Source organism: Streptomyces sp. NPDC056883 (assembly GCF_042788835.1).
GTDB classification, from domain to species: domain Bacteria; phylum Actinomycetota; class Actinomycetes; order Streptomycetales; family Streptomycetaceae; genus Streptomyces; species Streptomyces stoeckheimensis.
Map to the genome: position 1 here is coordinate 24,992 of NZ_JBHUBS010000009.1, position 21,429 is coordinate 46,420.

At 72.2% G+C, this 21,429-nt stretch carries 19 protein-coding genes; 5 read left to right on the forward strand and 14 right to left on the reverse strand.

Annotated features, from left to right (window positions below; genetic code table 11):
- The first annotated feature begins 21 nt into the window (after positions 1-21).
- The gene (locus ACFRU2_RS22400) at positions 22-1,419 is read left to right on the forward strand and encodes a LamG-like jellyroll fold domain-containing protein (RefSeq protein WP_382974702.1); all 1,398 of its coding nucleotides are present in this window, start codon (positions 22-24) and stop codon (positions 1,417-1,419) included.
- Between the two features lie 37 nt (positions 1,420-1,456).
- On the opposite strand, the gene ACFRU2_RS22405 is transcribed toward ACFRU2_RS22400, so the two are convergent.
- Positions 1,457-2,071 (reverse strand): M23 family metallopeptidase, encoded by a 615-nt coding sequence (locus ACFRU2_RS22405; RefSeq protein WP_382974705.1) that lies wholly within the window; start codon positions 2,069-2,071, stop codon positions 1,457-1,459.
- Between the two features lie 383 nt (positions 2,072-2,454).
- Between ACFRU2_RS22405 and ACFRU2_RS22410 the strand changes: the two genes are divergently transcribed.
- Complete coding sequence (locus ACFRU2_RS22410; protein WP_382974708.1) at positions 2,455-5,433, forward strand: NACHT domain-containing protein; 2,979 nt, start codon at positions 2,455-2,457, stop codon at positions 5,431-5,433.
- 84 nt (positions 5,434-5,517) lie between these two features.
- Here ACFRU2_RS22410 and ACFRU2_RS22415 read toward each other — a convergent pair whose 3' ends face one another.
- Entirely contained in the window at positions 5,518-8,043 is a 2,526-nt protein-coding gene (locus ACFRU2_RS22415; RefSeq protein WP_274548907.1) for an ATP-dependent Clp protease ATP-binding subunit, read from the reverse strand.
- Positions 8,044-8,530: 487 nt separating this feature from the next.
- Between ACFRU2_RS22415 and ACFRU2_RS22420 the strand changes: the two genes are divergently transcribed.
- Positions 8,531-9,211, forward strand: a complete 681-nt coding sequence (locus ACFRU2_RS22420; protein ID WP_382974711.1) for an SCO3374 family protein — start codon at positions 8,531-8,533, stop codon at positions 9,209-9,211.
- On the opposite strand, the gene ACFRU2_RS22425 is transcribed toward ACFRU2_RS22420, so the two are convergent.
- The 11 genes from ACFRU2_RS22425 to ACFRU2_RS22475 form a co-directional block, all read right to left on the reverse strand.
- Positions 9,193-9,531 carry an Lsr2 family protein gene (locus ACFRU2_RS22425; protein ID WP_250752815.1) on the reverse strand — a complete coding sequence of 113 codons (339 nt, stop codon included), beginning with the start codon at positions 9,529-9,531 and terminating at the stop codon, positions 9,193-9,195. The two genes, ACFRU2_RS22420 and ACFRU2_RS22425, sit on opposite strands and share 19 nt — an antisense overlap.
- A gap of 167 nt (positions 9,532-9,698) precedes the next feature.
- Positions 9,699-10,229, reverse strand: coding sequence for an amino-acid N-acetyltransferase (locus tag ACFRU2_RS22430; protein ID WP_382974714.1), 531 nt, complete (start codon positions 10,227-10,229; stop codon positions 9,699-9,701).
- Between the two features lie 9 nt (positions 10,230-10,238).
- Positions 10,239-10,694: a BlaI/MecI/CopY family transcriptional regulator gene (locus ACFRU2_RS22435; RefSeq protein ID WP_382974717.1), complete on the reverse strand. Its 456-nt coding sequence runs from the start codon at positions 10,692-10,694 to the stop codon at positions 10,239-10,241.
- A 149-nt stretch (positions 10,695-10,843) separates the two neighbouring features.
- The gene (locus ACFRU2_RS22440; RefSeq protein WP_250752807.1) at positions 10,844-11,017 is read right to left on the reverse strand and encodes a hypothetical protein; all 174 of its coding nucleotides are present in this window, start codon (positions 11,015-11,017) and stop codon (positions 10,844-10,846) included.
- 14 nt (positions 11,018-11,031) lie between these two features.
- Entirely contained in the window at positions 11,032-11,670 is a 639-nt protein-coding gene (locus tag ACFRU2_RS22445) for a hypothetical protein (RefSeq protein WP_382974720.1), read from the reverse strand.
- Between the two features lie 72 nt (positions 11,671-11,742).
- Complete coding sequence (locus ACFRU2_RS22450) at positions 11,743-11,928, reverse strand: DUF397 domain-containing protein (RefSeq protein WP_382974723.1); 186 nt, start codon at positions 11,926-11,928, stop codon at positions 11,743-11,745.
- Positions 11,929-12,174: 246 nt separating this feature from the next.
- Entirely contained in the window at positions 12,175-12,984 is an 810-nt protein-coding gene (locus tag ACFRU2_RS22455) for a type III pantothenate kinase (protein WP_382974726.1), read from the reverse strand.
- Positions 12,985-12,987: 3 nt separating this feature from the next.
- Entirely contained in the window at positions 12,988-13,989 is a 1,002-nt protein-coding gene (nadC, locus tag ACFRU2_RS22460; protein ID WP_382974729.1) for a carboxylating nicotinate-nucleotide diphosphorylase, read from the reverse strand.
- A 2-nt stretch (positions 13,990-13,991) separates the two neighbouring features.
- Positions 13,992-15,794: an L-aspartate oxidase gene (locus ACFRU2_RS22465; RefSeq protein WP_382974732.1), complete on the reverse strand. Its 1,803-nt coding sequence runs from the start codon at positions 15,792-15,794 to the stop codon at positions 13,992-13,994.
- Complete coding sequence (gene panC, locus ACFRU2_RS22470; protein ID WP_382974735.1) at positions 15,791-16,789, reverse strand: pantoate--beta-alanine ligase; 999 nt, start codon at positions 16,787-16,789, stop codon at positions 15,791-15,793. Before panC ends, ACFRU2_RS22465 begins: the two co-directional genes overlap by 4 nt.
- Positions 16,786-17,802, reverse strand: a complete 1,017-nt coding sequence (locus ACFRU2_RS22475; RefSeq protein ID WP_382974738.1) for a Rossmann-like and DUF2520 domain-containing protein — start codon at positions 17,800-17,802, stop codon at positions 16,786-16,788. The genes panC and ACFRU2_RS22475 overlap by 4 nt, the downstream gene beginning before the upstream one ends.
- Positions 17,803-18,119: 317 nt before the next feature.
- Between ACFRU2_RS22475 and ACFRU2_RS22480 the strand changes: the two genes are divergently transcribed.
- Positions 18,120-19,214, forward strand: a complete 1,095-nt coding sequence (locus ACFRU2_RS22480; RefSeq protein ID WP_382975185.1) for a threonine aldolase family protein — start codon at positions 18,120-18,122, stop codon at positions 19,212-19,214.
- A gap of 13 nt (positions 19,215-19,227) precedes the next feature.
- Here ACFRU2_RS22480 and ACFRU2_RS22485 read toward each other — a convergent pair whose 3' ends face one another.
- Complete coding sequence (locus tag ACFRU2_RS22485) at positions 19,228-19,437, reverse strand: hypothetical protein (protein ID WP_382974741.1); 210 nt, start codon at positions 19,435-19,437, stop codon at positions 19,228-19,230.
- Positions 19,438-20,223: 786 nt separating this feature from the next.
- Between ACFRU2_RS22485 and ACFRU2_RS22490 the strand changes: the two genes are divergently transcribed.
- Entirely contained in the window at positions 20,224-21,348 is a 1,125-nt protein-coding gene (locus ACFRU2_RS22490) for a DUF5937 family protein (RefSeq protein ID WP_382974744.1), read from the forward strand.
- The last annotated feature ends 81 nt before the right edge of the window (positions 21,349-21,429 follow it).

The window sequence follows — 21,429 nt, forward strand, 5'->3', positions numbered from 1 at the left end:
CGATGTTTTAGCATCCGAACCATGACTGACGGTACGGATCGCCCGCACAGCCCCCAGCCCGAGCCCGCACCGGAGAACGGTGGCTACGGGTTCCCGCCGGGCATACCCGCGCCGGGCGGCTACGGGTTCCCGCCCGGCCGGCCGGACCAGTACGACCAGCAGGCGCAGCACGCACAGCACGAGCAGCACCCGCAGAACCCGCAGAACCCGCAGCACGATCCGTACGCGCAGCACGACCAGTACGGCCGGCCCGCCCCCGACGGCGGCTACGGCTACCCGCCCGGCCGGCCCGACCAGGCCGCGTCGAGCGAGGGCCACGGCTACGGATACCCGCAGGGCGGTGGCTACGGCTACCCGCCGGCCCCGCCCGTGGCCGGCACCTTCGGCCCCCCGATGCCGTTCCCCGAGGACTCCGCCCCGCCCGGTCCGGGCGCCCCGACCGGTCCGGCCGGCCCGCCCGGACCCGGCCAGGGCCTGCCCGACCGGCCCTTCGGCGAGCAGCCGGACTGGGAGGCGATGGCCGACCGGTCGGCGCGCGAGCGGCGCAAGAAGCGGCTGTGGATGGTGGGCGGAGCGGTGACCGTGCTCCTGCTGCTCGCCGGCGGCGGAGCGTTCGTGCTGCTGAAGACCAACGAGCCGGGCGGGGGCGGCAAGAAGGACGTCGCCGACAACGCGCCCTCCACGTCACCCTCCGCGTCCGGTTCCCCCGGCCCCGGCGCGTCCCCGTCGAAGTCCTACTCCCCCACCGTCGCGAGCGACGCCACCCTGCTCCGCGACAGCGTCGGCAAGACCAACGTCCGCATGGGCCCCGAGGCCACGGTGCCCAAGGTGGGCGCGCACTACGAGCTCACGCTCAAGGGCAACGCGAACTCGTACGCCGAGTCCACCGAGGCTGCCGTGGACACGACCAAGAGCTTCTCCCTCTCGGTGCGCGTCAGGAACACGTCCGCGGAGAAGGGCTCGCACGTCATCCTGAGTCAGGGCACCGGGGAGACGTTCTCGTTCGAGCTGGGCTCCGACACGGTGAACAACAAGCAGGCCTGGGTGTTCCGCGTACGGACCAACCAGGAGGGCGCCACGCCCACGATGGTGACCGTGGCCGCCGAGGGGCACAAGACGGTCAAGGCCTGGACCGTGCTGACGGCCGTCCACGACGCCGACATGAAGAAGATCTACCTCTACGTGGAGGGCAAGAAGATCGGCGAAGCAGCGGTCCCGGGGATCTGGCAGGGCCCGGGCGCCTTGCAGCTGGGCCGGGCCCGCCACCAGAACGCCTGGGCCGGTGCCTGGTCGGGCTCCATCAACTACATCCGGTTCTACGCGACACCCTTCACCCCGGACCAGGCCGCCGCCTACCGCAAGGGCGAACTGGACGCCGGTACGCGCGGCGCCGGGACCCACGCCTGGATCACCGGCTGACCGGACGGCGGTGACGCCGACCGGACGGCGACGCCGGTCAGATGGTGACGCCGACCGTCCGCAGGAAGGACACCGGGTTCACGGCCGAGCCGTAGTTCGGGGTGGTCCGGATCTCGAAGTGGAGGTGCGGGCCGCTCGAGTTGCCGGTGTTGCCCGAGAGGGCGATCTGCTCGCCCTTGGAGACCTTCTCGCCGACCGTGACCTGGATCTTCGAGAGGTGCGCGTACTGGGAGTACGTGTTGTTCGCGTGCTTGATCACGATGGCGTTGCCGTAGGCCGGGCCGTCGCCGCCGCCGTTGGGGCCGGCCTTGACCACGGTGCCCGCGGAGACGGCGTCCACCGGGGTGCCGACCGGGACGGCGAAGTCCTGGCCGGAGTGCTTGTGCGACCACATGCTGCCGCCCTTGCCGAAGGTCGCGGAGAGCGTGTACTTCGACACCGGCTTCTCCCACAGGGCGGCCTGCGCCTTGAGGGCCGCGGCCTGGGCGGCGGCCTGCTCGGCGACGAGCTGGACCGTGCCGGTCAGCTCGGCCTGCGGCACCTCGTCGGCGAAGGCGGCGGTCGTCCCGGCCCCGAGTGCCAGGGCCGCGCCCAGGGCGGTGGCGCCGATGGCGATACGGGTACGACGGGTGCTGACGCGCTTCGCGGACATGAAGGAGACCTCCGGGCCGGGGACGGGGACGGTGCTGCGGGTGCTGCGGTATTTCGGGTGCTGCGGGTGCTTCGGGCAAGAAAGGACCCGGCACGCTGAGCGGGTGCCGGGCTTGCTTGCTCATCTTTGGTAACCCGGGCACCCCGGCTTCCCCAAACCTCCCCGTTACTACCCGGCCTCGTAGGTGCGGAGGGGGCTATCAGCCCTGTTGACCGCCTCCCCACTGGCTCGGCGGTGGGGCAAATCGGACGTGGATCTCTACGAATGTTCCTAGTAGGTCCGATTTGCCCTGTGCGGCTTGTCACCGGCCCGGGACCTCCGGCCGCCCATCGCCGGGACCAAAGGCCTGCGACCCACGTCACGCCGGAGCTACGCTCCGCCTCGTGGACGCATCCGTGGTGGGGATCCGGTTGGCCTCGGGGGTCGTGACCCCCCTCGTGAAGAAGCTCTTCCGCGGGGAGGGGGCGGGCGCCGGCCTCGTCGACCGGCCCGTGCGGATCTCCTCGTACGTCTCCCTGCGCGAGCAGCGCGTACTGTCCCGGGACGACCTGCGCCGGCTCGCGGACAAGCTGGTCGCCGAGGCCTTACGGGCCCCGGGCGAGCAGCCGCTGCCGCCGGGCGAGGAGGCGGGCGTCGCGGCCGCGCTGGCGGTCACCCTGCACTCCCTGGGGGACCTGGCCCTGGAGGACGCCCAGGCGGTCGAGATGGGCGCGCGCGCCTTCGCCGCCGAACTGCGCAAGGCGGCCCCGGCCACGGGCCTGGGACGGGACGCCGAGCTCTTCCACGACCGGCTGCTCGAAACCACCTGCCTGCACATCCTGCACTTCTTCACGACCCGCTCCACCTACATCCCGGCGGCCCTGGTCGAGCAGGCCCGCCGCCAGGCCGAGGTGATCGCCAAGATCGACGCCCTGCTCGCGCGGATCCCCCGCCAGGACGGCCGCGATGCGGAGTTCGAGCGCAGGTACCTGGCGTACCTCGCCCAACGGCACAGCACGCTGACGATCTTCGGGATCGACCTGCCGCCCGGCTCGGCGCGCTGGCCGCTGGACGCGGCGTACGTGAGCCTCGAGGTGGTCTCCCCCCGCCTGGACGGGCCCGCCCGCTGGCCCGCGGCCCCGCTGTGGCTGCACGACGGCTCCCGTACCGCGGACGCGAGCTTCCACCACGGCTCTCGCATCCTGCTGCGCGGCGAGGCCGGGTCCGGCAAGACCACGCTGATCCAGCAGCTCGCCGTCTCCGCCGACGGGGACGGAGCCTTGGCCGGCCGCGTCCCGTACGTACTGCCCCTGCGGACCCTGACCCGGCACGGGGAGCCGCTGCCCGCCGCCAAGGACTTCCTGGCCGCCACCGCGCTCAAGGGGCAGGCACCGGAGGGCTGGGAGGACCGGGTGCTGCGCGCGGGACGCGGCCTGATTCTGGTCGACGGCATCGACGAGATCCCGGAGGCCGAGCGGGCTCGTGCCCGCGACTGGCTCGTCGACCTCTTCGCCGCCTACCCCGACAACCGCTGGCTGGTCACCTCCCGGCCCTCGGCGGTCCGCCCGGACTGGCTCGCGGGCGAGCAGTTCACCGAGCTGGTCCTCGTCCCCATGAACCAGGCCGCCGTAGCCGCCTTCGTCACCCGCTGGCACACGGCGGCCGAGGCGGGCGAACACCTCCGCGGCCAGTTGCTGGAATCCCTGGCCACCAAACCGGAGCTGGCCCGGCTCGCCACCAACCCGCTGCTGTGCGGGCTGATCTGCGCCCTGCACCGCGAGCGCCGGGGCTTCCTGCCCGCGGGCCGCAAGGAGCTCTACACGGCCGCCCTGTCGATGCTGCTGCACCGACGCGACCGCGAGCGGGACCTGCGCCTGACGGAGCTGGCGGAGGAGCCGCAGCTCCAGCTCCTCCAGCGGCTCGCGTCCTGGCTCATCCGCAACGGCCGCACGGAGATCGGCCGGGACCGGGCCACGGCCCTGATCGCCGCCGCGCTGCCCGCCGTACCGGCCGCGCAGGCGCTGGGCGACGCCGGGGCCGTCCTACGGCACCTCCTGGACCGGACCGGCCTGCTGCGGGCCCCCACGGAGGACACCCTGGAGTTCGTCCACCGCACCTTCCAGGACTTCCTGGGCGCCCGGGCGGCCCTGGACGAGGGCAGCCTCGGCGAACTGACCCGGCACGCGGAAGACGACCAGTGGGAGGACGTGATCCGCATGGCCGTCGCCCAGGGCCGCCCCCGTGAACGCGCGGCGATCATCGGCGACCTGCTGGTCCGCGGCTCCGACCGGGCGGTGCTGCTGGCCCTCGCCTCCCTGGAGTACGCGGCCGAGCTGGAACCGGAGCTCCGTGAAGACGTCCGGACGGCCGCCCGCCGTCTCATTCCGCCCGCGGACACGAACGCCGCCGAAGCCCTCGGCCGGGTCGGGCCGCTCGTCCTGGACCTGCTGCCCCGGGGCGGGGACGCCCGGGGCAGCGATGCCCTCCTTTCGGTGAGGGCGGCCGTGGCAGCGGGATCCGAGGAGGCCATCGGCTACCTCGCCGGCTACTGCCGGCACCTCGACGAAGCGGTCCGGGACCGGCTGGTCCGCGCATGGGACGGGTTCGACACCCGCCGGTACGCCGCCCGCGTGCTCGCCCACATGGACCCGCCGCCCAGGAACCTCGTCGTCGACTCGGACGACCGGCTGGCGGCACTGGCCTCCTTCACCGGCCCTCCCGACCTGCACATCGGCAGCAAGGTCAGCCGCAAGGCCCTGGCAGCCTTCCTGGCCCGCCAGCCGGTGTCGGGGCTGACCTTCTGGTACTTCGGCGGCGGGACGGACCTGGAGTTCCTGCGCGGCCACACCTCGCTGCGGCGCCTCGTCATCAACGGCTGGTCCCAGCTGGGGGACCTGAGCCCGCTGCACGGGCTGCCCCTGGAGGACGTGTCCCTCTACATCGGCAGCGATCTCCCCCTGCGCGAGGCCATCGCGTCCTGGCCCCGGCTGCGCACCCTCACCCTGCACGGCCGGGACGGGGCCTGGTCCTTCACCGACGTCTCCCCCGAAGCCCGGCCGGAGGCGATCGAGCTGGACGTGGCGGACCCGGACCTGGTCGGCCTGGGCCGTCTCACGAGCCTGCGGCGCCTCGAGCTCGGCCGCTCCTGGCGCCCCGGCACCGCCGCCGCCTGGGCGGAACTCTCGGCCCTGAAGGACCTGCGGGAGATCACCGTGTCCTGCGCCGTACTGGCCGGCCTCGCCGAGTTCACGGATCTGCCGTCGCTGCGGATCGTGAGGTACTACGACGACGCCGAGCCCTGGGAGGACGGGATCGAGGACCGGCTGCTCCGCCTCTTCCCGCACGCCGAGCTCGACATGGTGATGGAGGCATACGAGGGCTGACCGTCCCCGCCCACGACGAAGGGGCGGCCCCGGAACCTTTCGGTCCCGGGGCCGCCCCTTCGTACCGCTGTGAGCGGCTAGCGCTTACGCACCCTTGGTGAGGTCCGGGCCGGAGCCCGACGCCTCGATGGGGGGAAGGTCCGAGATCGGAGTCTTCTCCTCACCGCGGAAGGTGAACTTGGCTTCGTCGCCCTCACCCTCCTTGCCGACGACCACGATGTGACCGGGGCGCAGCTCGCCGAAGAGGATCTTCTCCGACAGGACGTCCTCGATCTCGCGCTGGATCGTGCGGCGCAGCGGGCGGGCACCCATGATCGGGTCGTAGCCGCGCTTGGCCAGCAGTGCCTTCGCTTCCGTGCTGAGCTCAATGCCCATGTCACGGTCCTTCAGGCGGTCGTCCACCTTGGCGATCATCAGGTCGACGATCTGGACGATGTCTTCCTCGGTGAGCTGGTGGAAGACGACCGTGTCGTCGACGCGGTTGAGGAACTCGGGCCGGAAGTGCTGCTTGAGCTCTTCGTTGACCTTCGCCTTCATCCGGTCGTATCCGGTCTTGGTGTCTCCCTGGGCCGCGAAGCCGAGGTTGAAGCCCTTCGAGATGTCCCGCGTACCCAGGTTGGTCGTCATGATGATGACCGTGTTCTTGAAGTCCACGACCCGGCCCTGGGAGTCGGTCAGGCGACCGTCTTCCAGGATCTGGAGAAGGGAATTGAAGATATCCGGGTGGGCCTTCTCGACCTCGTCGAAGAGGACGACGGAGAACGGCTTCCGGCGGACCTTCTCGGTCAGCTGGCCGCCCTCTTCGTAGCCCACGTAGCCGGGGGGCGAACCGAAGAGACGGGAAACCGTGTGCTTCTCGCTGAACTCCGACATGTCGAGGGAGATCAGCGCGTCCTCGTCGCCGAAGAGGAATTCGGCGAGCGTCTTGGAGAGCTCGGTCTTACCGACACCGGACGGGCCGGCGAAGATGAACGAGCCACCGGGACGCTTCGGGTCCTTCAGACCCGCACGGGTGCGGCGGATCGCCTGGGAGAGCGCCTTGATGGCGTCCTTCTGGCCGATGACGCGACGGTGGAGCTCGTCCTCCATGCGCAGGAGTCGCGAGGACTCCTCCTCGGTCAGCTTGAACACCGGAATGCCGGTCGCGGTCGCCAGGACTTCGGCGATGAGCTCGCCGTCGACCTCGGCGACGACGTCCATGTCGCCGGCCTTCCATTCCTTCTCGCGCTTGGCCTTCGCCGCCAGCAGCTGCTTCTCCGAATCACGGAGGGAAGCCGCCTTCTCGAAGTCCTGGGAGTCGATGGCCGACTCCTTGTCGCGACGCACGTTCGCGATCTTCTCGTCGAACTCGCGGAGGTCCGGCGGCGCGGTCATCCGGCGGATGCGCATCCGGGAGCCGGCCTCGTCGATCAGGTCGATCGCCTTGTCCGGGAGGAAGCGGTCCGAGATGTACCGGTCGGCCAGGGTGGCCGCCTGCACGAGGGCCTCGTCCGTGATGGAGACGCGGTGGTGGGCCTCGTAGCGGTCGCGCAGGCCCTTGAGGATCTCGATGGTGTGCTGGAGGGAAGGCTCCGCCACCTGGATCGGCTGGAAGCGGCGCTCGAGAGCGGCGTCCTTCTCAAGGTGCTTGCGGTACTCGTCCAGCGTCGTGGCACCGATGGTCTGGAGCTCACCACGGGCCAGCATGGGCTTCAGGATGCTGGCGGCGTCGATCGCGCCCTCGGCGGCACCCGCACCCACGAGGGTGTGGAGCTCGTCGATGAACAGGATGATGTCGCCGCGGGTGCGGATCTCCTTGAGCACCTTCTTGAGGCGCTCTTCGAAGTCACCGCGGTAGCGGGAACCGGCAACCAGGGCACCCAGGTCAAGCGTGTAGAGGTGCTTGTCCTTGAGGGTCTCGGGAACCTCGCCCTTGACGATCGCCTGGGCCAGGCCCTCGACGACGGCGGTCTTGCCGACGCCGGGCTCGCCGATGAGGACCGGGTTGTTCTTGGTCCGGCGGGAGAGCACCTGCATGACCCGCTCGATCTCCTTCTCGCGCCCGATGACCGGGTCGAGCTTGGATTCGCGAGCAGCCTGCGTGAGGTTGCGGCCGAACTGGTCCAGGACGAGCGAGGTCGAGGGCGTGCCCTCGGCCGGGCCGCCGGCCGTGGCCGACTCCTTGCCTCCGCCGGAGTAGCCGGAGAGCAGCTGGATGACCTGCTGCCGGACTCGGTTGAGATCGGCGCCCAGCTTCACCAGGACCTGGGCGGCGACGCCCTCGCCCTCGCGAATGAGGCCGAGCAGGATGTGCTCGGTGCCGATGTAGTTGTGGCCGAGCTGGAGGGCCTCTCGGAGCGAAAGCTCCAGGACCTTCTTCGCCCGCGGGGTGAAGGGGATGTGGCCGGAAGGGGCCTGCTGCCCCTGTCCGATGATCTCCTCAACCTGCTGGCGAACAGCCTCGAGCGAAATCCCGAGGCTCTCCAGGGCCTTAGCGGCGACACCCTCACCCTCGTGGATCAAGCCCAGGAGGATGTGCTCGGTGCCGATGTAGTTGTGGTTGAGCATCCGGGCTTCTTCCTGAGCCAGGACGACAACCCGCCGCGCGCGGTCGGTGAACCTCTCGAACATCGTTTATCGCTCCTCAGAGCGGTCGGGCAGTTCGGGGTCGGTCCCCGCCCTGTCCTTCCGCATGCTAGTCCCGCGGGGCGGGACAGCTCATTCCAACTGCCGACATCCGTCCGCGGCTCACCCTCACGTCCGTGGGAAAACCCGGCTGTAAGTGCCGACAACTGCTCCAACCCGATGGTGCGAGACGATGTTCCCGCAGGCCAGGCAGATACCCGTCACACGTGTACGCCGATGGCGAACGGAAGCCGGTCTCGGACCCTGCAAATCAGCGTGTCGCCCCGATCCACTAGGAATGTCTTACCCGTAAGAGCGGACAGTTCACGCTGGTGGACGACTGTTCCCTCCGCTACGGGCGAACACGCTTCCGTCCTGAATGTGAGACTCCGGCCGCTCGGGCGTTTACGTTCCGCATTGACCCGAGTGCCCTGCGTCACATCGCGCGTCCCCTCCCGCGTAACTCCGAAGCGTTTCCGCAGTTGCTCCGGACATGGCCCTCACCGCGCCGCCCGTCACCGTCCCGCTCCCCCGCGTTCCGATCGGGTCGCCCCCGACCGGTTCCGCGACCGGTGCGGCCGAAGCAGCCGAGGCCCTGGCGTACTGGTACGAACGCCTGCTCGGCTGGCCCGTGGCCGGCGGTCCGCCCGCGCAGCTGGTGACCGGGGTGCGGTTCGACGTACTGGAGCTGCCGGCCGATGCCGGCGCCGCGGTGCTCCGCGGCCCCTGTGGCGCCGCCACGGGCCCCGTGGCACTGATGGGGCGCAGGATGCGGTTCCTGGTGGCTCCGGGGAGCGCCGACGAGCTGGAAGGGCTGCTCGACTGGCTGGAGTGGGGCGGGGTGGCCCTGGATCTCGCCGCCCTGGGTACGGGTGGCCGGATCACCGCTCCGGCGCCGCCGGGACACCTGGTGGGGCCCGGGGAAAGCCCTCAGGGGGCCGCCGTGTGGCTGCGGCCCCCCGAGCAGGGGTGTGAGGCACTGCTGCCCGCCCTGCCCGTTGCGGGGCAGGGCTCCGGGCCCGGTCGTGGCGCAGACGCCGCCGGGCCCGGTCTCGTACGCCTGGTCGCGGCGGCGGCGACGGAATGCCACCGGGCGCGGCTGCGACGGCGTACGGCCGCTGCGCATCGCATCGGCACCGGGAGTCCGACCGGAGGTCAGCCCCGGTTCTCGTAAGCCTCGCGGATCTCCTGCGGCACGCGGCCGCGATCGTTGACGCTCATGCCCTGGGCCTTGGCCCAGGCGCGGATCTCGGCCGTGTCCGGGTTGCCGGACGTCGCGGCGGCGCGGCCGCCCTTGGTCCGACCCGCCGCGGCACGGCCACCGGTGCGGCGACCGCCCTTGGTGAACGGGTCGAGGAGGCCGCGGAGCTTTTCAGCGTTGGCGGTGGTGAGGTCGATCTCGTAGGTCTTGCCATCCAGAGCGAACGTCACCGTCTCGTCCGCCTCGCCGCCGTCGAGGTCGTCGACAAGAAGGACCTGAACCTTCTGTGCCACCGGGATTTCCTTTCATCGAAAAGCAGTACGCGGAAAGGAAACCGCTTTTGCCTGGAAAACACAAACCCCCCGTCACGGGTTCGGGTCCGCAACGGGTCGGGAAACATGCGCGATTCGGACATAGGCCACGGAGCCGGGGGCTCCCGTGAAATCCCCGCCGTGATCGATCAGAGGTGCAGAAGCATCCGACTGTTGCCCAAGGTGTTCGGCTTCACTCGTTCGAGACCGAGGAACTCGGCGACACCCTCGTCATAGGAACGCAGCAGCTCCATGTACACATCGGTCTCGACCGGGGTCTCGCCGATCTCGACGAAGCCGTGCTTCGCGAAGAAGTCCACTTCGAAGGTCAGGCAGAAAACCCGGCTGACACCTACCCTCCGGGCGGTCTCCAGCAACTTGTCGAGCACCAGATGGCCGACTCCAACGCCCTTCAAGTCGCGGTCGACGGCAAGAGTGCGGACTTCGGCCAGGTCTTCCCACATCACGTGGAGCGCACCGCAGCCGACCACCTGGGCATCGGAGTCGCGTTCCGCGACCCAGAACTCCTGGATGTCCTCATAAAGGACGACCGGCGCTTTGTCCAGCAGGATCCGCTGCTGTACGTACTGGTCGAGCAGGCGGCGCAGCGCGGGAACATCACCGGTGCGCGCTCGGCGGATCGTCACTGTTTTTGCATGTGCAGCGGAAAACTCACCCATGCCCGGACGCTATCGCCCCGGCTCGGTGCCCGGTGCCGCGGAGTCTCCTTCGGCCGCGGGCGGCGGCGCCGGGGAGTCGGCGGACTCCGGGGAGGCTTCGGGCTCCGGGGAGACTTCGGGTTCCGGGGAGACTTCGGGTTCCGCCGGCTGAACGATGCGCACGGCGTCCCTGAGCGCCTCGCGCTGTTCCGCGGACATCATGCCGAAGAAGGCCACGAGGGCGGCTGCGGGGTTGTCGCTCGTCGACCAGGCTTCGTTCATCAGTGCGGCCGAGTAAGCGGCCCGGGTGGAGACCGCCGTATATCGATAGGCGCGGCCTTCCGCTTCGCGGCGGACCCAGCCCTTCTGATGAAGATTGTCCATAACGGTCATGACCGTGGTGTACGCGATGGACCGTTCCTGCTGGAGGTCTTCCAGGACTTCGCGAACGGTGACCGGGCGGTTCCACTGCCACACCCGCGTCATGACTGCGTCTTCGAGTTCTCCCAAGGGGCGAGGCACAGCAGCACGATAGTGCGGGTTGTGGTGAATTGCGCGGCTATCCGGGCGGCAAGGCGCAACAAAATCGGGCGCACGGCTGCGGAAGCCGTACGCCCGTCCCCCGGTGAGGGGGGCTACTTCTGGGGCTGGGACTGCTGAGCGGCCTCGGCGCGGGCGAGCACGGCGTCGACGGCCGCGTCCTCCTTGGCCTTGTTGGCACCGCCCTGGCTCTTCACGATCGTCACGACGAGCGCGATGAAGAACACGGCCATCACGAAGGGGGGCACGAGCGCGGAAACGTAGTCCATGCCCCCCAGCCTAGCTACCCGACCGCGCGCCCGGCCTCCGGGGGCGGGGTGGGCTTGCGGCGGGGCGGGAAGACCTCGCCCGGGGTCGGGATGGGCCGGCCCGGGCGGTCGTCGGGGCGGGGTTCGGGCTTCGGGCGGGCGGGGTCGCTCTCCTTGCCGGAGCCGCCCTTCTCGGCGCCGCGCGGGTCGGTGGCGCGCGTGTCGGTGCCGCCCGCGAGGGTCAGCAGCCGGGTGCGCGGCGCGGGCGCCGTGGACAGCCTGCGGCGTACGGAGCGCTCCGCGATGGTCTGGGCCCGCTCCAGCAGGGCGCCGGCGACCGGGTTGGCGCGCAGTGCCCGGAGGGCCGCGAGGTCGTCCGGCACCGGTTCGTAGCCGGCGGCCAGGGCGTCCTGCAGCAGCTCCAGGTAGCCGGTGAGGCTGCCGGGCAGGGCGGCTCTGTACCGCGCCAGGTCGGCCAGGAGGAACGCTCTGAGTCTCCCCGCCTCCTGGACCGCGTCGTCCACCGACGCCGCGAGGCGCAGGCAGTCCTGGACCTCGACGGCCGTCAGAGGGGCCGTCGAGGACTGAAGGGCGTGAGCGAGCGAGCGCCTGAGCACGTGAAGCTCATCGGCGCCGAACGCCATGCCGCCGCGGGATCCGTAGGGCGTGGGCATGGGCCGAAGATACGCGCTAATCGGACAAAAACTCTTGAGTGAACACGTACAGGGCGCGTGTCGGGAAGAGGGCTAGTCCGACTGCTTGACCACGCGCAGGAAATCGGCCCAGGCGGCCTGGGTGGTGGCGAGGACCAAGTGGGCGGGGTCGGCGCGGTCCGCCACCCGGACCAGGGTGCCGGGGGCGGCGCTGACGTACACGCAGTTGTCCCCCTCGCCGCAGAACGAGGACTTCTGCCAGGCGGGCCGAGCGTTCATGGCGTCTCCTCCGGTCACAGGCGCTGTGGCGCCGGGGACGGGCTCCCGGTATTTCTCGCAGGGTGAAGGTAACCCCACGACGGCCGTGCTCCGGCCATTTCCGGGGAAATTGTCATGGCGGGCGTCAGGACGCGGTAAAGGCCCGGAGAGCCGGTCGGGGGCCCGGCCCGTGGCCCGTGGGGACCGGAGCGGCCCCCGGCCTCCGGAGGGAGGGCGGGGGCCGTCGCGTCAGGCGGGTCAGGCTGGTCAGCCGAAGGAGGGCGCGTTGCGCTCGTAGACCAGCCGCAGGCCGATCAGGGTGAGCCAGGGCTCGTGGTCGTCGATGGCCTCGGCCTCGCCGAGGACGATCGGGGCCAGGCCGCCGGTGGCGATGACGCGGACATCGTCCGGGACGCCGTTCGGGCCGGCCAGCTCCTTGGCCATGCGGTTCACGATCCCGTCGACCTGGCCCGCGAACCCGTAGACCACGCCCGACTGCATCGCCTCGACCGTGGACTTGCCGATGACGTTGCGCGGGCGGGCCAGCTCGATCTTGCGGAGCTGGGCGCCCCGTACGCCGAGGGCCTCCATGGAGATCTCGATGCCCGGGGAGATGACCCCGCCGACGTACTCGCCCTTGGCGGAGACGGCGTCGAAGGTGGTCGCCGTACCGAAGTCGACGACGATCGCGGGACCGCCGTAGAGCTCGGCGGCGGCGACGGCGTTGACGATGCGGTCCGCGCCGACCTCCTTCGGGTTGTCCATCAGGATCGGTACGCCCGTCTTGGTGCCGGGCTCCACGATCACCGCCGGAACGTCCCCGTAGTAGCGGCGGGTCACCTCGCGGAGCTCGTGCAGCACCGCCGGCACCGTCGAGCAGATCGCGATGCCGTGGATGCCGTCGCCCAGTTCGTTGCCGAGCATCGGGTGCATGCCCATCAGGCCCTGCATCAGCACGGCCATCTCGTCGGCCGTGCGACGCGGGTCGGTCGAGACGCGCCAGTGCTCGACGATCTCGTCACCGTCGAACAGGCCAAGGACCGTATGGGAGTTGCCCACGTCGATGGTGAGGAGCATCGGTTACACCGCCTCGCGCAGATCGAGGCCGATGTCCAGGATCGGGGAGGAGTGGGTGAGCCCGCCGACGGCGAGGTAGTCGACGCCGGTCTCGGCGTAGGCGCGGGCGTTGTGCATGGTGAGACGGCCCGAGGACTCCAGGACGGCGCGGCCGTGGACCAGCGCCACCGCCTCCTCGGTCTCGATGGGCGTGAAGTTGTCGAGCAGGATCAGGTCCGCACCCGCGTCCAGGGCCTCGCGGACCTGCTGGAGGGTGTCCACCTCGACCTCGATGGGCAGGTCGGGGAACTGCTCGCGCACGGCCTTGAACGCCTCGCGGACGCCGCCCGCCGCGATCACGTGGTTGTCCTTCACCAGCGCCGCGTCGGACAGCGACATCCGGTGGTTGACGCCGCCGCCGCAGCGGACCGCGTACTTCTCCAGGCAGCGCAGGCCGGGGGTGGTCTTGCGGGTGTCGCGGACCTTGGCCTTGGTGCCCTCCAGCTCGTCGGCCCAGGCGCGGGTGGCCGTGGCGATGCCCGACATCAGGCAGAGCAGGTTCAGCGCGCTGCGCTCGCCGGTGAGCAGGTCCCGGGTGCGGGCCCGTACGGACAGCAGCACCTGGCCGGCCTCGACCCGCTCGCCGTCCTCGACGTGCCGCTCGACCTCGAAGGTGTCGGTGCACACGACCGAGAGCACGGCCTCGGCGACGCGCAGGCCGGCGACCGTGCCGGCCTCGCGGGCGGTGAAGTCGGCCGTGGCGACCGCGTCCTCGGGGACGGTGGCGACGGTGGTGACGTCGACCCCTCCGTCGAGGTCCTCGGAGATCGCCATGTGCGCGATGTCCTCGACCTCGATGGGGTCCAGGCCCGCGTCCACCAGGAGCTGGGCGAGCGCCGGGTCCAGGCCGGTCTCCTCGCCCTCGCCGCAGGCGCAGTCGTCGCCGCAGCCGCCGGCGGTCTCGCTCTGGTCGAGGAGCGGGAGCTCCTCGTGCGGGTGGGTGTGGTCGTGCTCGTGCGTGCTCACGGTTACGGCTCCAGGCTGTCGGTGCTGCGGGTGCTGTCGCTACTGGTGGTGCTGCTGTTGCTGTTGCTGCTCTTGCTGTTCAAGGGGGTCCGTACGGACGGGAAGTCCGCCGAGTCCGTGGTGGTGACGACCAGGGCGCGCCGCTCGGTCTCCGACAGGCGCACGACCAGGTGGCGCCGCCAGTCGGTGTCGTCCCGGTCGGGGTGGTCCTCGCGCCAGTGGCAGCCGCGGGTCTCCGCACGCCGCTGGGCGGCGGCGACCAGCACCCGGGCCACGCACAGGAGGTTGGTGGCCTCCCAGGTCTCGGTGCCGGGGACGGCCGTCTTGCCCCGGGTCTCCAGCTCCGTCAGAGCCGTCGCGTACAGGGCTTCGAGCGCGGCGGCGGCCCGGCGCAGCGACGCGGCGGAGCGGAGCACGCCCGCGCCGTCGGTCATGATGCGCTGGATCTCGTAGCGCGCCTCGGCGGGCTGGAGGGGGCCGGTGGCCGGGACGGGGATGCCGGGGCCGTTGCCCACGGGCGGGTTCCCGATGATGTCGTCGGCGATGCGCTCGGCGAAGACCAGGCCCTCCAGCAGGGAGTTGGAGGCCAGCCGGTTCGCGCCGTGCACTCCGGTGCAGGCGACCTCGCCGCAGGCGTACAGCCCGGGGACGGTGGTGCGGCCGTGCAGGTCGGTCCGTACGCCGCCGGAGGCGTAGTGCGCGGCCGGGGCGACCGGGATGGGCTCGGTGACCGGGTCGATGCCGTGCGAGCGGCAGGCGGCGAGGATGGTCGGGAAGCGCTGCTCCCACATCTCGGCGCCGAAGTGCCGGGCGTCCAGGTACATGTGCTGCGTGCCCTGCTCCTGCATGCGGCGCATGATGCCCTTGGCGACGATGTCGCGGGGGGCGAGCTCGGCCAGCTCGTGCTGCCCCTGCATGAAGCGCACGCCGTCGGCGTCGACGAGGTACGCGCCCTCGCCGCGGACGGCCTCCGACACCAGGGGCTGCTGGCCCTCGGCGTCGGCGCCGAGGAAGAGCACGGTGGGGTGGAACTGGACGAATTCGAGGTCGGAGACCTCGGCGCCGGCGCGCAGCGCGAGGGCCACGCCGTCGCCGGTGGAGACCGACGGGTTGGTGGTCGCGGAGAAGACCTGGCCCATGCCGCCGGTCGCGAGGATCACGGCGGGCGCGTGGACGGCGCCGACCCCGTCGTGCTGGCCCTCGCCCATGACGTGCAGGGTGACGCCGGCGGTACGCCCCTGCGCGTCCTGGAGCAGGTCCAGGACCAGGGCGTTCTCCACGGTCTCGATGCCGGCGGCCTGGACGGCCTCGACGAGCGCGCGGGAGATCTCGGCGCCGGTGGCGTCGCCGCCGGCGTGCGCGATGCGGCGGCGGTGGTGGCCGCCCTCGCGGGTCAGCTCGATCTCGCCGGTCTCGGCGGAGGTGTCGAAGACGGCGCCCTCGGCGATGAGCCGGCGTACGGCGTCCGGGCCCTCGGTGACCAGGAGCCGGACGGCGGCCTCGTCGCACAGGCCGGCGCCGGCGACGAGGGTGTCGTCGAGGTGCTGCTCGGGGGTGTCCCCGTCGCCGAGGGCGGCGGCGATGCCGCCCTGGGCCCAGCGGGTGGAGCCGTCGTCGAGGCGTGCCTTGGTGACCACGACGGTACGGCGGCCCGCGGCCGCGCAGCGCAGTGCGGCCGTCAGTCCGGCGACTCCGGACCCGACGACCACGACATCGGCGTCTACGGACCAGCCGGGCGCCGGGGCGTGGAGCCGTATGCCGGTGCTGGTGCCCGCGGTTGCGGGGCCTCTGCCTGGGGTGCTCACGGTTGTGCTCCGAACTCCAATGGGATGTTGTCGATCAGCCGGGTCGCGCCCACCTTCGCGGCGACGGCCAGCACGGCCTGACCGGTGAAGCCGTGGCCGGCCTCGGTGAAGTCCTGGGGGTCCACCAGCGCCAGGTAGTCCAGGACGAGCGGCGGATCGTGACGGCCCGCCTCCTCCAGGACGTGCCGCGCGGCGGCCCGTACGGCCTCCGGCAGCCCGGCGCCCGCCGCGGCGACGGCGTGCGCGTCGGCGGAGGCGCGGATCTCGCCGAGCCGGGCCAGGCCGGTGGCCCGCTCGTCGCCGGCCGGGGGCGCCTGCGCCTCGGCGCGGGCGCGCAGCGCGGACTGGGCGGCGAGGCGGTCGCGGCCGGCGAACAGGGCGCGGGACAGCGCGAGGGCGGTGCCGCGCTCCTTGGCGGAGAGGTAGCGGTTGCGGGAGGACAGCGCGAGCCCGTCCGGCTCGCGGACGGTCGGTACGCCGACCACCTCCACGGGGAAGTTCAGGTCGGTCACCATCCGCCGGATCAGCGCCAGTTGCTGCGCGTCCTTCTGGCCGAAGAAGGCCAGGTCGGGGCGGGTGAGGTGGAGCAGCTTGGCGACGACGGTCAGCATGCCGTCGAAGTGGCCGGGGCGGGTGGAGCCTTCGAGGCGGCCGCCCATCGGGCCTGCGGTGATCCGGACCTGGGGGTCGCCGCCGGGGTAGACCTCGTCGACGGCCGGGGCGAACACGGCGTCGGCGCCGGCCTCTTCGGCGATGAGGAGGTCGGCGTCGAGGGTGCGGGGGTAGCGGTCGAGGTCCTCGTTGGCCCCGAACTGGAGGGGGTTGACGAAGACCGTGACCACGACCTGGCCGGTGGGGCCGACGTGCTCGCGGGCGGTGCGGACCAGGGTGGCGTGGCCGTCGTGGAGGGCGCCCATGGTCATGACGACGGCGCGGCGGCCTCCGGTGCCGCGCGCCAGGCCGTGCAGGGCCTCTGCGGTGTCGAGGAGGATCACAGTTCGCCGCCTTCGCGTCCCTCGGGGCCGGGTCCGGGGCCGGGGTCGATGCCATCCGCCGCCCCGTCGGCGAGCACTCCGAGGAGGTCCTCGGCCAGTTCGGGCTTGAGCAGACCGTGCGCGAGGGCGCGGTCGGCGGTCGTACGGGCCATCGCGAGGTACCCGGCGACGGTGCCCGGGGCGTGCTTGCGCAGCTCCGAGACGTGCGCGGCGACGGTACCGGCGTCACCGCGGGCCACCGGGCCCGTCAGGGCGGCGTCGCCCGAGCGCAGGGCGTTGTCGAGGGCCGCGCCGAGCAGCGGGCCGAGCATCCGGTTCGGGTGCTCGACGCCCGCCTTGGCCAGCAGTTCCATCGACTGGGCGACCAGGGTGACCAGGTGGTTCGCGCCGAGGGCGAGGGCCGCGTGGTAGAGCGGGCGGTTCACCTCGGCGATCCACTCCGGCTCCCCGCCCATCTCGATGACCAGGGCCTCGGCGGCGAGCCGCAGCTCGTCCGGGGCGGTCACCCCGAAGGAGCAGCCCGCGAGGCGCTGCACGTCCACCTCGGTGCCGGTGAAGGTCATCGCGGGGTGCAGGGCCAGCGGGAGCGCGCCCGCACGGCGCGCGGGGTCCAGCACGGAGACCCCGTACCGCCCGGAGGTGTGGACGAGGAGCTGTCCGGGGCGGACCGCGCCGGTCTCGGCGAGGCCCTCCACCAGGGACGGCAGGGCGTCGTCGGGGACGGTCAGGAGCACGAGGTCGGAGACCTCCAGCACCTGCGCGGGAGACACGACGGGCACACCCGGCAGCATCCGCTCGGCCCGGCGCCGCGAGGCGTCGGAGACGCCGGACACGGCGACGGGACGGTGCCCGGTCTGCTGCAGGGCACGAGCCAGCGCGGGGCCGACCCGGCCGGCTCCGACGACACCGACGGAGAGCCGGGCGGGGCGCTCCGCCTGGGGGGCTGTGTTCACGCGGGGGAGGCCTTCCGTTCCGTTCCGGTCCGCGGGGGGTACCGGACGATACGCCGCCATGCTAGCTGCTGGCGTGTGGGCCGGTCGGCGATGATCGGGGGATGAACCAGGACACGGAGCGGACGGCGGCGGGGCCCGGCTCGGAGCCGGGCGGGCACGGGGGGCCGGGGGCGGCGCCGGAGCCGGAGCCGGGCGGGCACACGGGCGCGCAGCGGATCGCGGAACCGGACGCGGCAGCCGAACGTGCCGCGGGCGCGGACCGGGTCCCGGACGGGGCCGGGGAGCAGGCGGCCGGTCGGGTGACGGGCCCGCCCGCGGAGCGCGGCCCGGACGTGGCTGCGGACGACACGGCGGCGGCGGACGACGTGTCTGCGCGGATGGTGGCAGCCGGGCGGGGGGCGCGGCGGAAGCTTTCGGACAGTCTCCGGGAGGCCACGGTCGGCGAGCTGCTGGCGGAGTTGAGCGGGCTGGCCCCGGACTCCGACGAGCCGGGCGACATCTACGGCAACGGCGTCGTGGAGCGGCTGGAGCGGCGGGTCGCGGAGTTGCTCGGCACCGAGGACGCGGCGTTCTTCCCGACCGGGACCATGGCCCAGCAGATCGCCTTGCGCTGCTGGGCCGGCCGGACCGGGAACCCGGTGGTCGCCCTGCACCCGATGAGCCATCCGGAGCTGTGGGAGGGCGGCGCGCTGTCGGTCGTCTCGGGGCTGCGGACCGTCCACCCGACGGGCGAACCGCGCCAGCCGACCGCGACCGAGGTCGCCGAGCTGCCGGAGCCCTTCGGGACGATGATGCTGGAGCTTCCGCTGCGGCACGCGGGCTTCCTGCTCCCGACCTGGGAGGAGCTGTCGGCCCTGGTGGACGCCGCGCGCGAACGGGACGCGGTGGTGCACTTCGACGGCGCCCGGCTCTGGGAGTCCACGGTCCACTTCGGCCGGTCGCTGCCGGAGATCGCGGCGCTGGCGGACTCGGTCTACGTCTCCTTCTACAAGTCCCTCGGCGGCCTCAGCGGGGCCGCCCTCGCCGGATCGGCGTCGCTCGTCGCCGAGTCGAAGGTCTGGCGGCACCGGTACGGGGGCCAGATCTTCCGCCAGTTCCCGGCCGCGCTGTCCGCCCTGGCCGGGCTGGAACGGGAACTGCCGGCGCTTCCCTCCTACGTGGCCAAGGCGCGGACGGTGGCGTCCGCCCTGTCCTCGGCGCTCGCCGCGGCTCCGGAGGTGCCCTGGTTCCGGGTCCACCCGGAGGTGCCGCACACCCATCAGTTCCAGGTGTGGCTCCCGTACGACGCGGACCGCCTCACCGAGGCGGGCCTGCGCCTGGCGGAGGAGACGGGCACGGTCCTGTTCCGCCGCTGGTCCCCCGACGGGCCGCCGGGCCTCTCGGTGACGGAGATCGAGGTCACCCGCCCGGGCCTGACCTGGACGGAGGCCGACGTAGCCACGGCGGTGGCGGACTTCGTGTCCCGCCTGTAGCCGGGGCCGCTGTTCAGGTCAGGTGGTGGCGGGTCAGCCGGCGGTGGAGGGCCGAGCGCCACGGGTGGCGGCCCGGGGCGCCGTCGAGGACGGCCCGGAACTGTTCGTAGGTGCGGGCCGCGCGCAGGACGGCCACGTCGTCGTGGCCCGGGGGCGGGGGCATCGGGGTGCCGTGCTGCGAGGCCCGGTAGGTGTCGAGGAGGTACTGCTCGATCGCGGTCATGTATCCACCCTGGACCTGTGGGGGTGCGGGGCGCGCGCTGGTTGACCGATGGCGTCAATCGCCCCCGCGGGGGCCGGCTGCGCCGACTGCCTCCACCCCGCCGGTCGGCGGCGCAGCGGCCGCTGCGCGGGGCAAAGTCCCCGCCCCGCCCTTCCACCGTTCCCAGGGCCAGCCCTGCCCCGGTCCTCAAACGCCGGACGGGCTAAAAAAAGAGGCCCCCGGGCTACGCCCGAACCCCCTGGGGCTCCGCCCCAGACCCCGGTCCTCAAACGCCGGACGGCTGAAAAGACCCGGGCCGCCTCGAACGCCGGACGGGCGCTGAGCAGGGAGTCCGGGCTCCGCCCGGCCCCCTGGGGCTCCGCCCCAGACCCCGCGCCTCAAACGCCGGCGAGGCTGGATTTTCCGACCCCGGTCCTCAAACGCCGGACGGCTGACATGGCTGCGCCGGATCGTCACCCGGCCGGGGGCGGAGGGCTGCGCCCGGGTCGGGGACGGGGACGGGGTGGGGTGTTGGCCTGGACGTAGAGCGTGATTTGTGGCGCTAGAGAACGCCGCGCCCTGTCGGAGTAGAGCGGGGGGCGCCTAAATCATGCAGTCCAGGCCGACACCCCACCCCGGCCCCGGCCCCGACCCACCACCCGCAGCACGCCCGACACCAGGCCAACCCCAGCCCCGCCGGCGTTTGAGGCGCAGGGGTGCGGGGACTGGTCCCCGGCGACTGCGCCGGGTGGGCGAAGGGGGCGTGGCCTGGCGGTCGGGCGGCCCGCGCGACGGCAGAATGATCCGATGAGCGTCACCATCGACATCACCGGGCTCCCCGCGCAGCGGATCGGCTTCGCGCCGTCCCCCCTCGCAGAGCTCTGCATGGCGTTGCACGCGCTCTCCCAGCCCGGCCACCACCCCGGGCTCGCCTCCTGGACCTCCACCACCGCCGCCGCCCTCGATCCGGACCTCGCGGACCGGCTGCTGGAGGGCGATTTCATGTGGCGCAGCTCCTTCGCCGATCTGTTCATGGCCTTCGCCGGGATTCCGGGCGGGTCCGGGCTGCCCGCCGCCACCCTGGCCGCCGAGCTCGACGTACTCGACCGGCTGGACGACGAGCGGTTCGTGACGGCCGCCCTGGAGCACTGCCGGCTGGCCCTCTACAACGAGGGCGGCGGGCCGTCCCCGCTCGCCGATCCGCTCGCCCGGGCGAAGGCCCTGGAGACGGCCTCCGCCCGCGGGCCGCAGCAGCTGGCCTTCGCCGTGCGGGTGCTCGACGACACCGCCGGTGTCCGGGTCTGGCTGCGCCGCCTCATCGAGGACTGCGACGAGGCCTTCTTCGCGGAGACCTGGCGCCGCATCGAACCCCGCCAGAACGCGGACGTCCGGCACAAGACGGAGTTGCTGCGCCGCAAGGGCCTGCCCGCCGCCCTCAAGGAGGTCTCCTCGGCGCTGAGCGTCGACGAGGGGCTGACCACCGTGACGGTGGACAAGATGGTCCACGGGTCCACGACCGCGACCGATCCCCGAATAGGCGACGGCCTGCTGTTCGTGCCCACGAACTTCGGCTGGCCCCACCTGCTGGTGCTGCACGCCCCCGGCTGGCGTCCGGTGATCCACTACCCGCTCGGCTCTCCCGAACTGGCCTCCTCCCCGGGGTCGGTGGAGCTGTTGCAGCGGCGCATGGAGGCACTGGCCCATCCGATGCGGATGATGCTGTGCCGCAATCTGGCGCGCGCCCCGTACACGACCGGCGAGTTGGCGGCCGCGCACGGGATCACCGCCCCGGAGGTGTCCCGTCATCTGACGGTGCTGAAGAAGGCCGGGCTGATCCAGACCCGCCGCCAAGGGCGGTACGTCCAGCACCAGCTGGATCTGGCGGCGGTCGCGCGGATCGGCTCCGACTTCATCGAGGGCATCCTGCGCTAGCCCGAAGGGCCCTGCGGCGACTCGGCGGCAGTCTTGCGGCAGTTTCGGCGGGCCACTCCGTGCACGGACAACGGGCAAAAG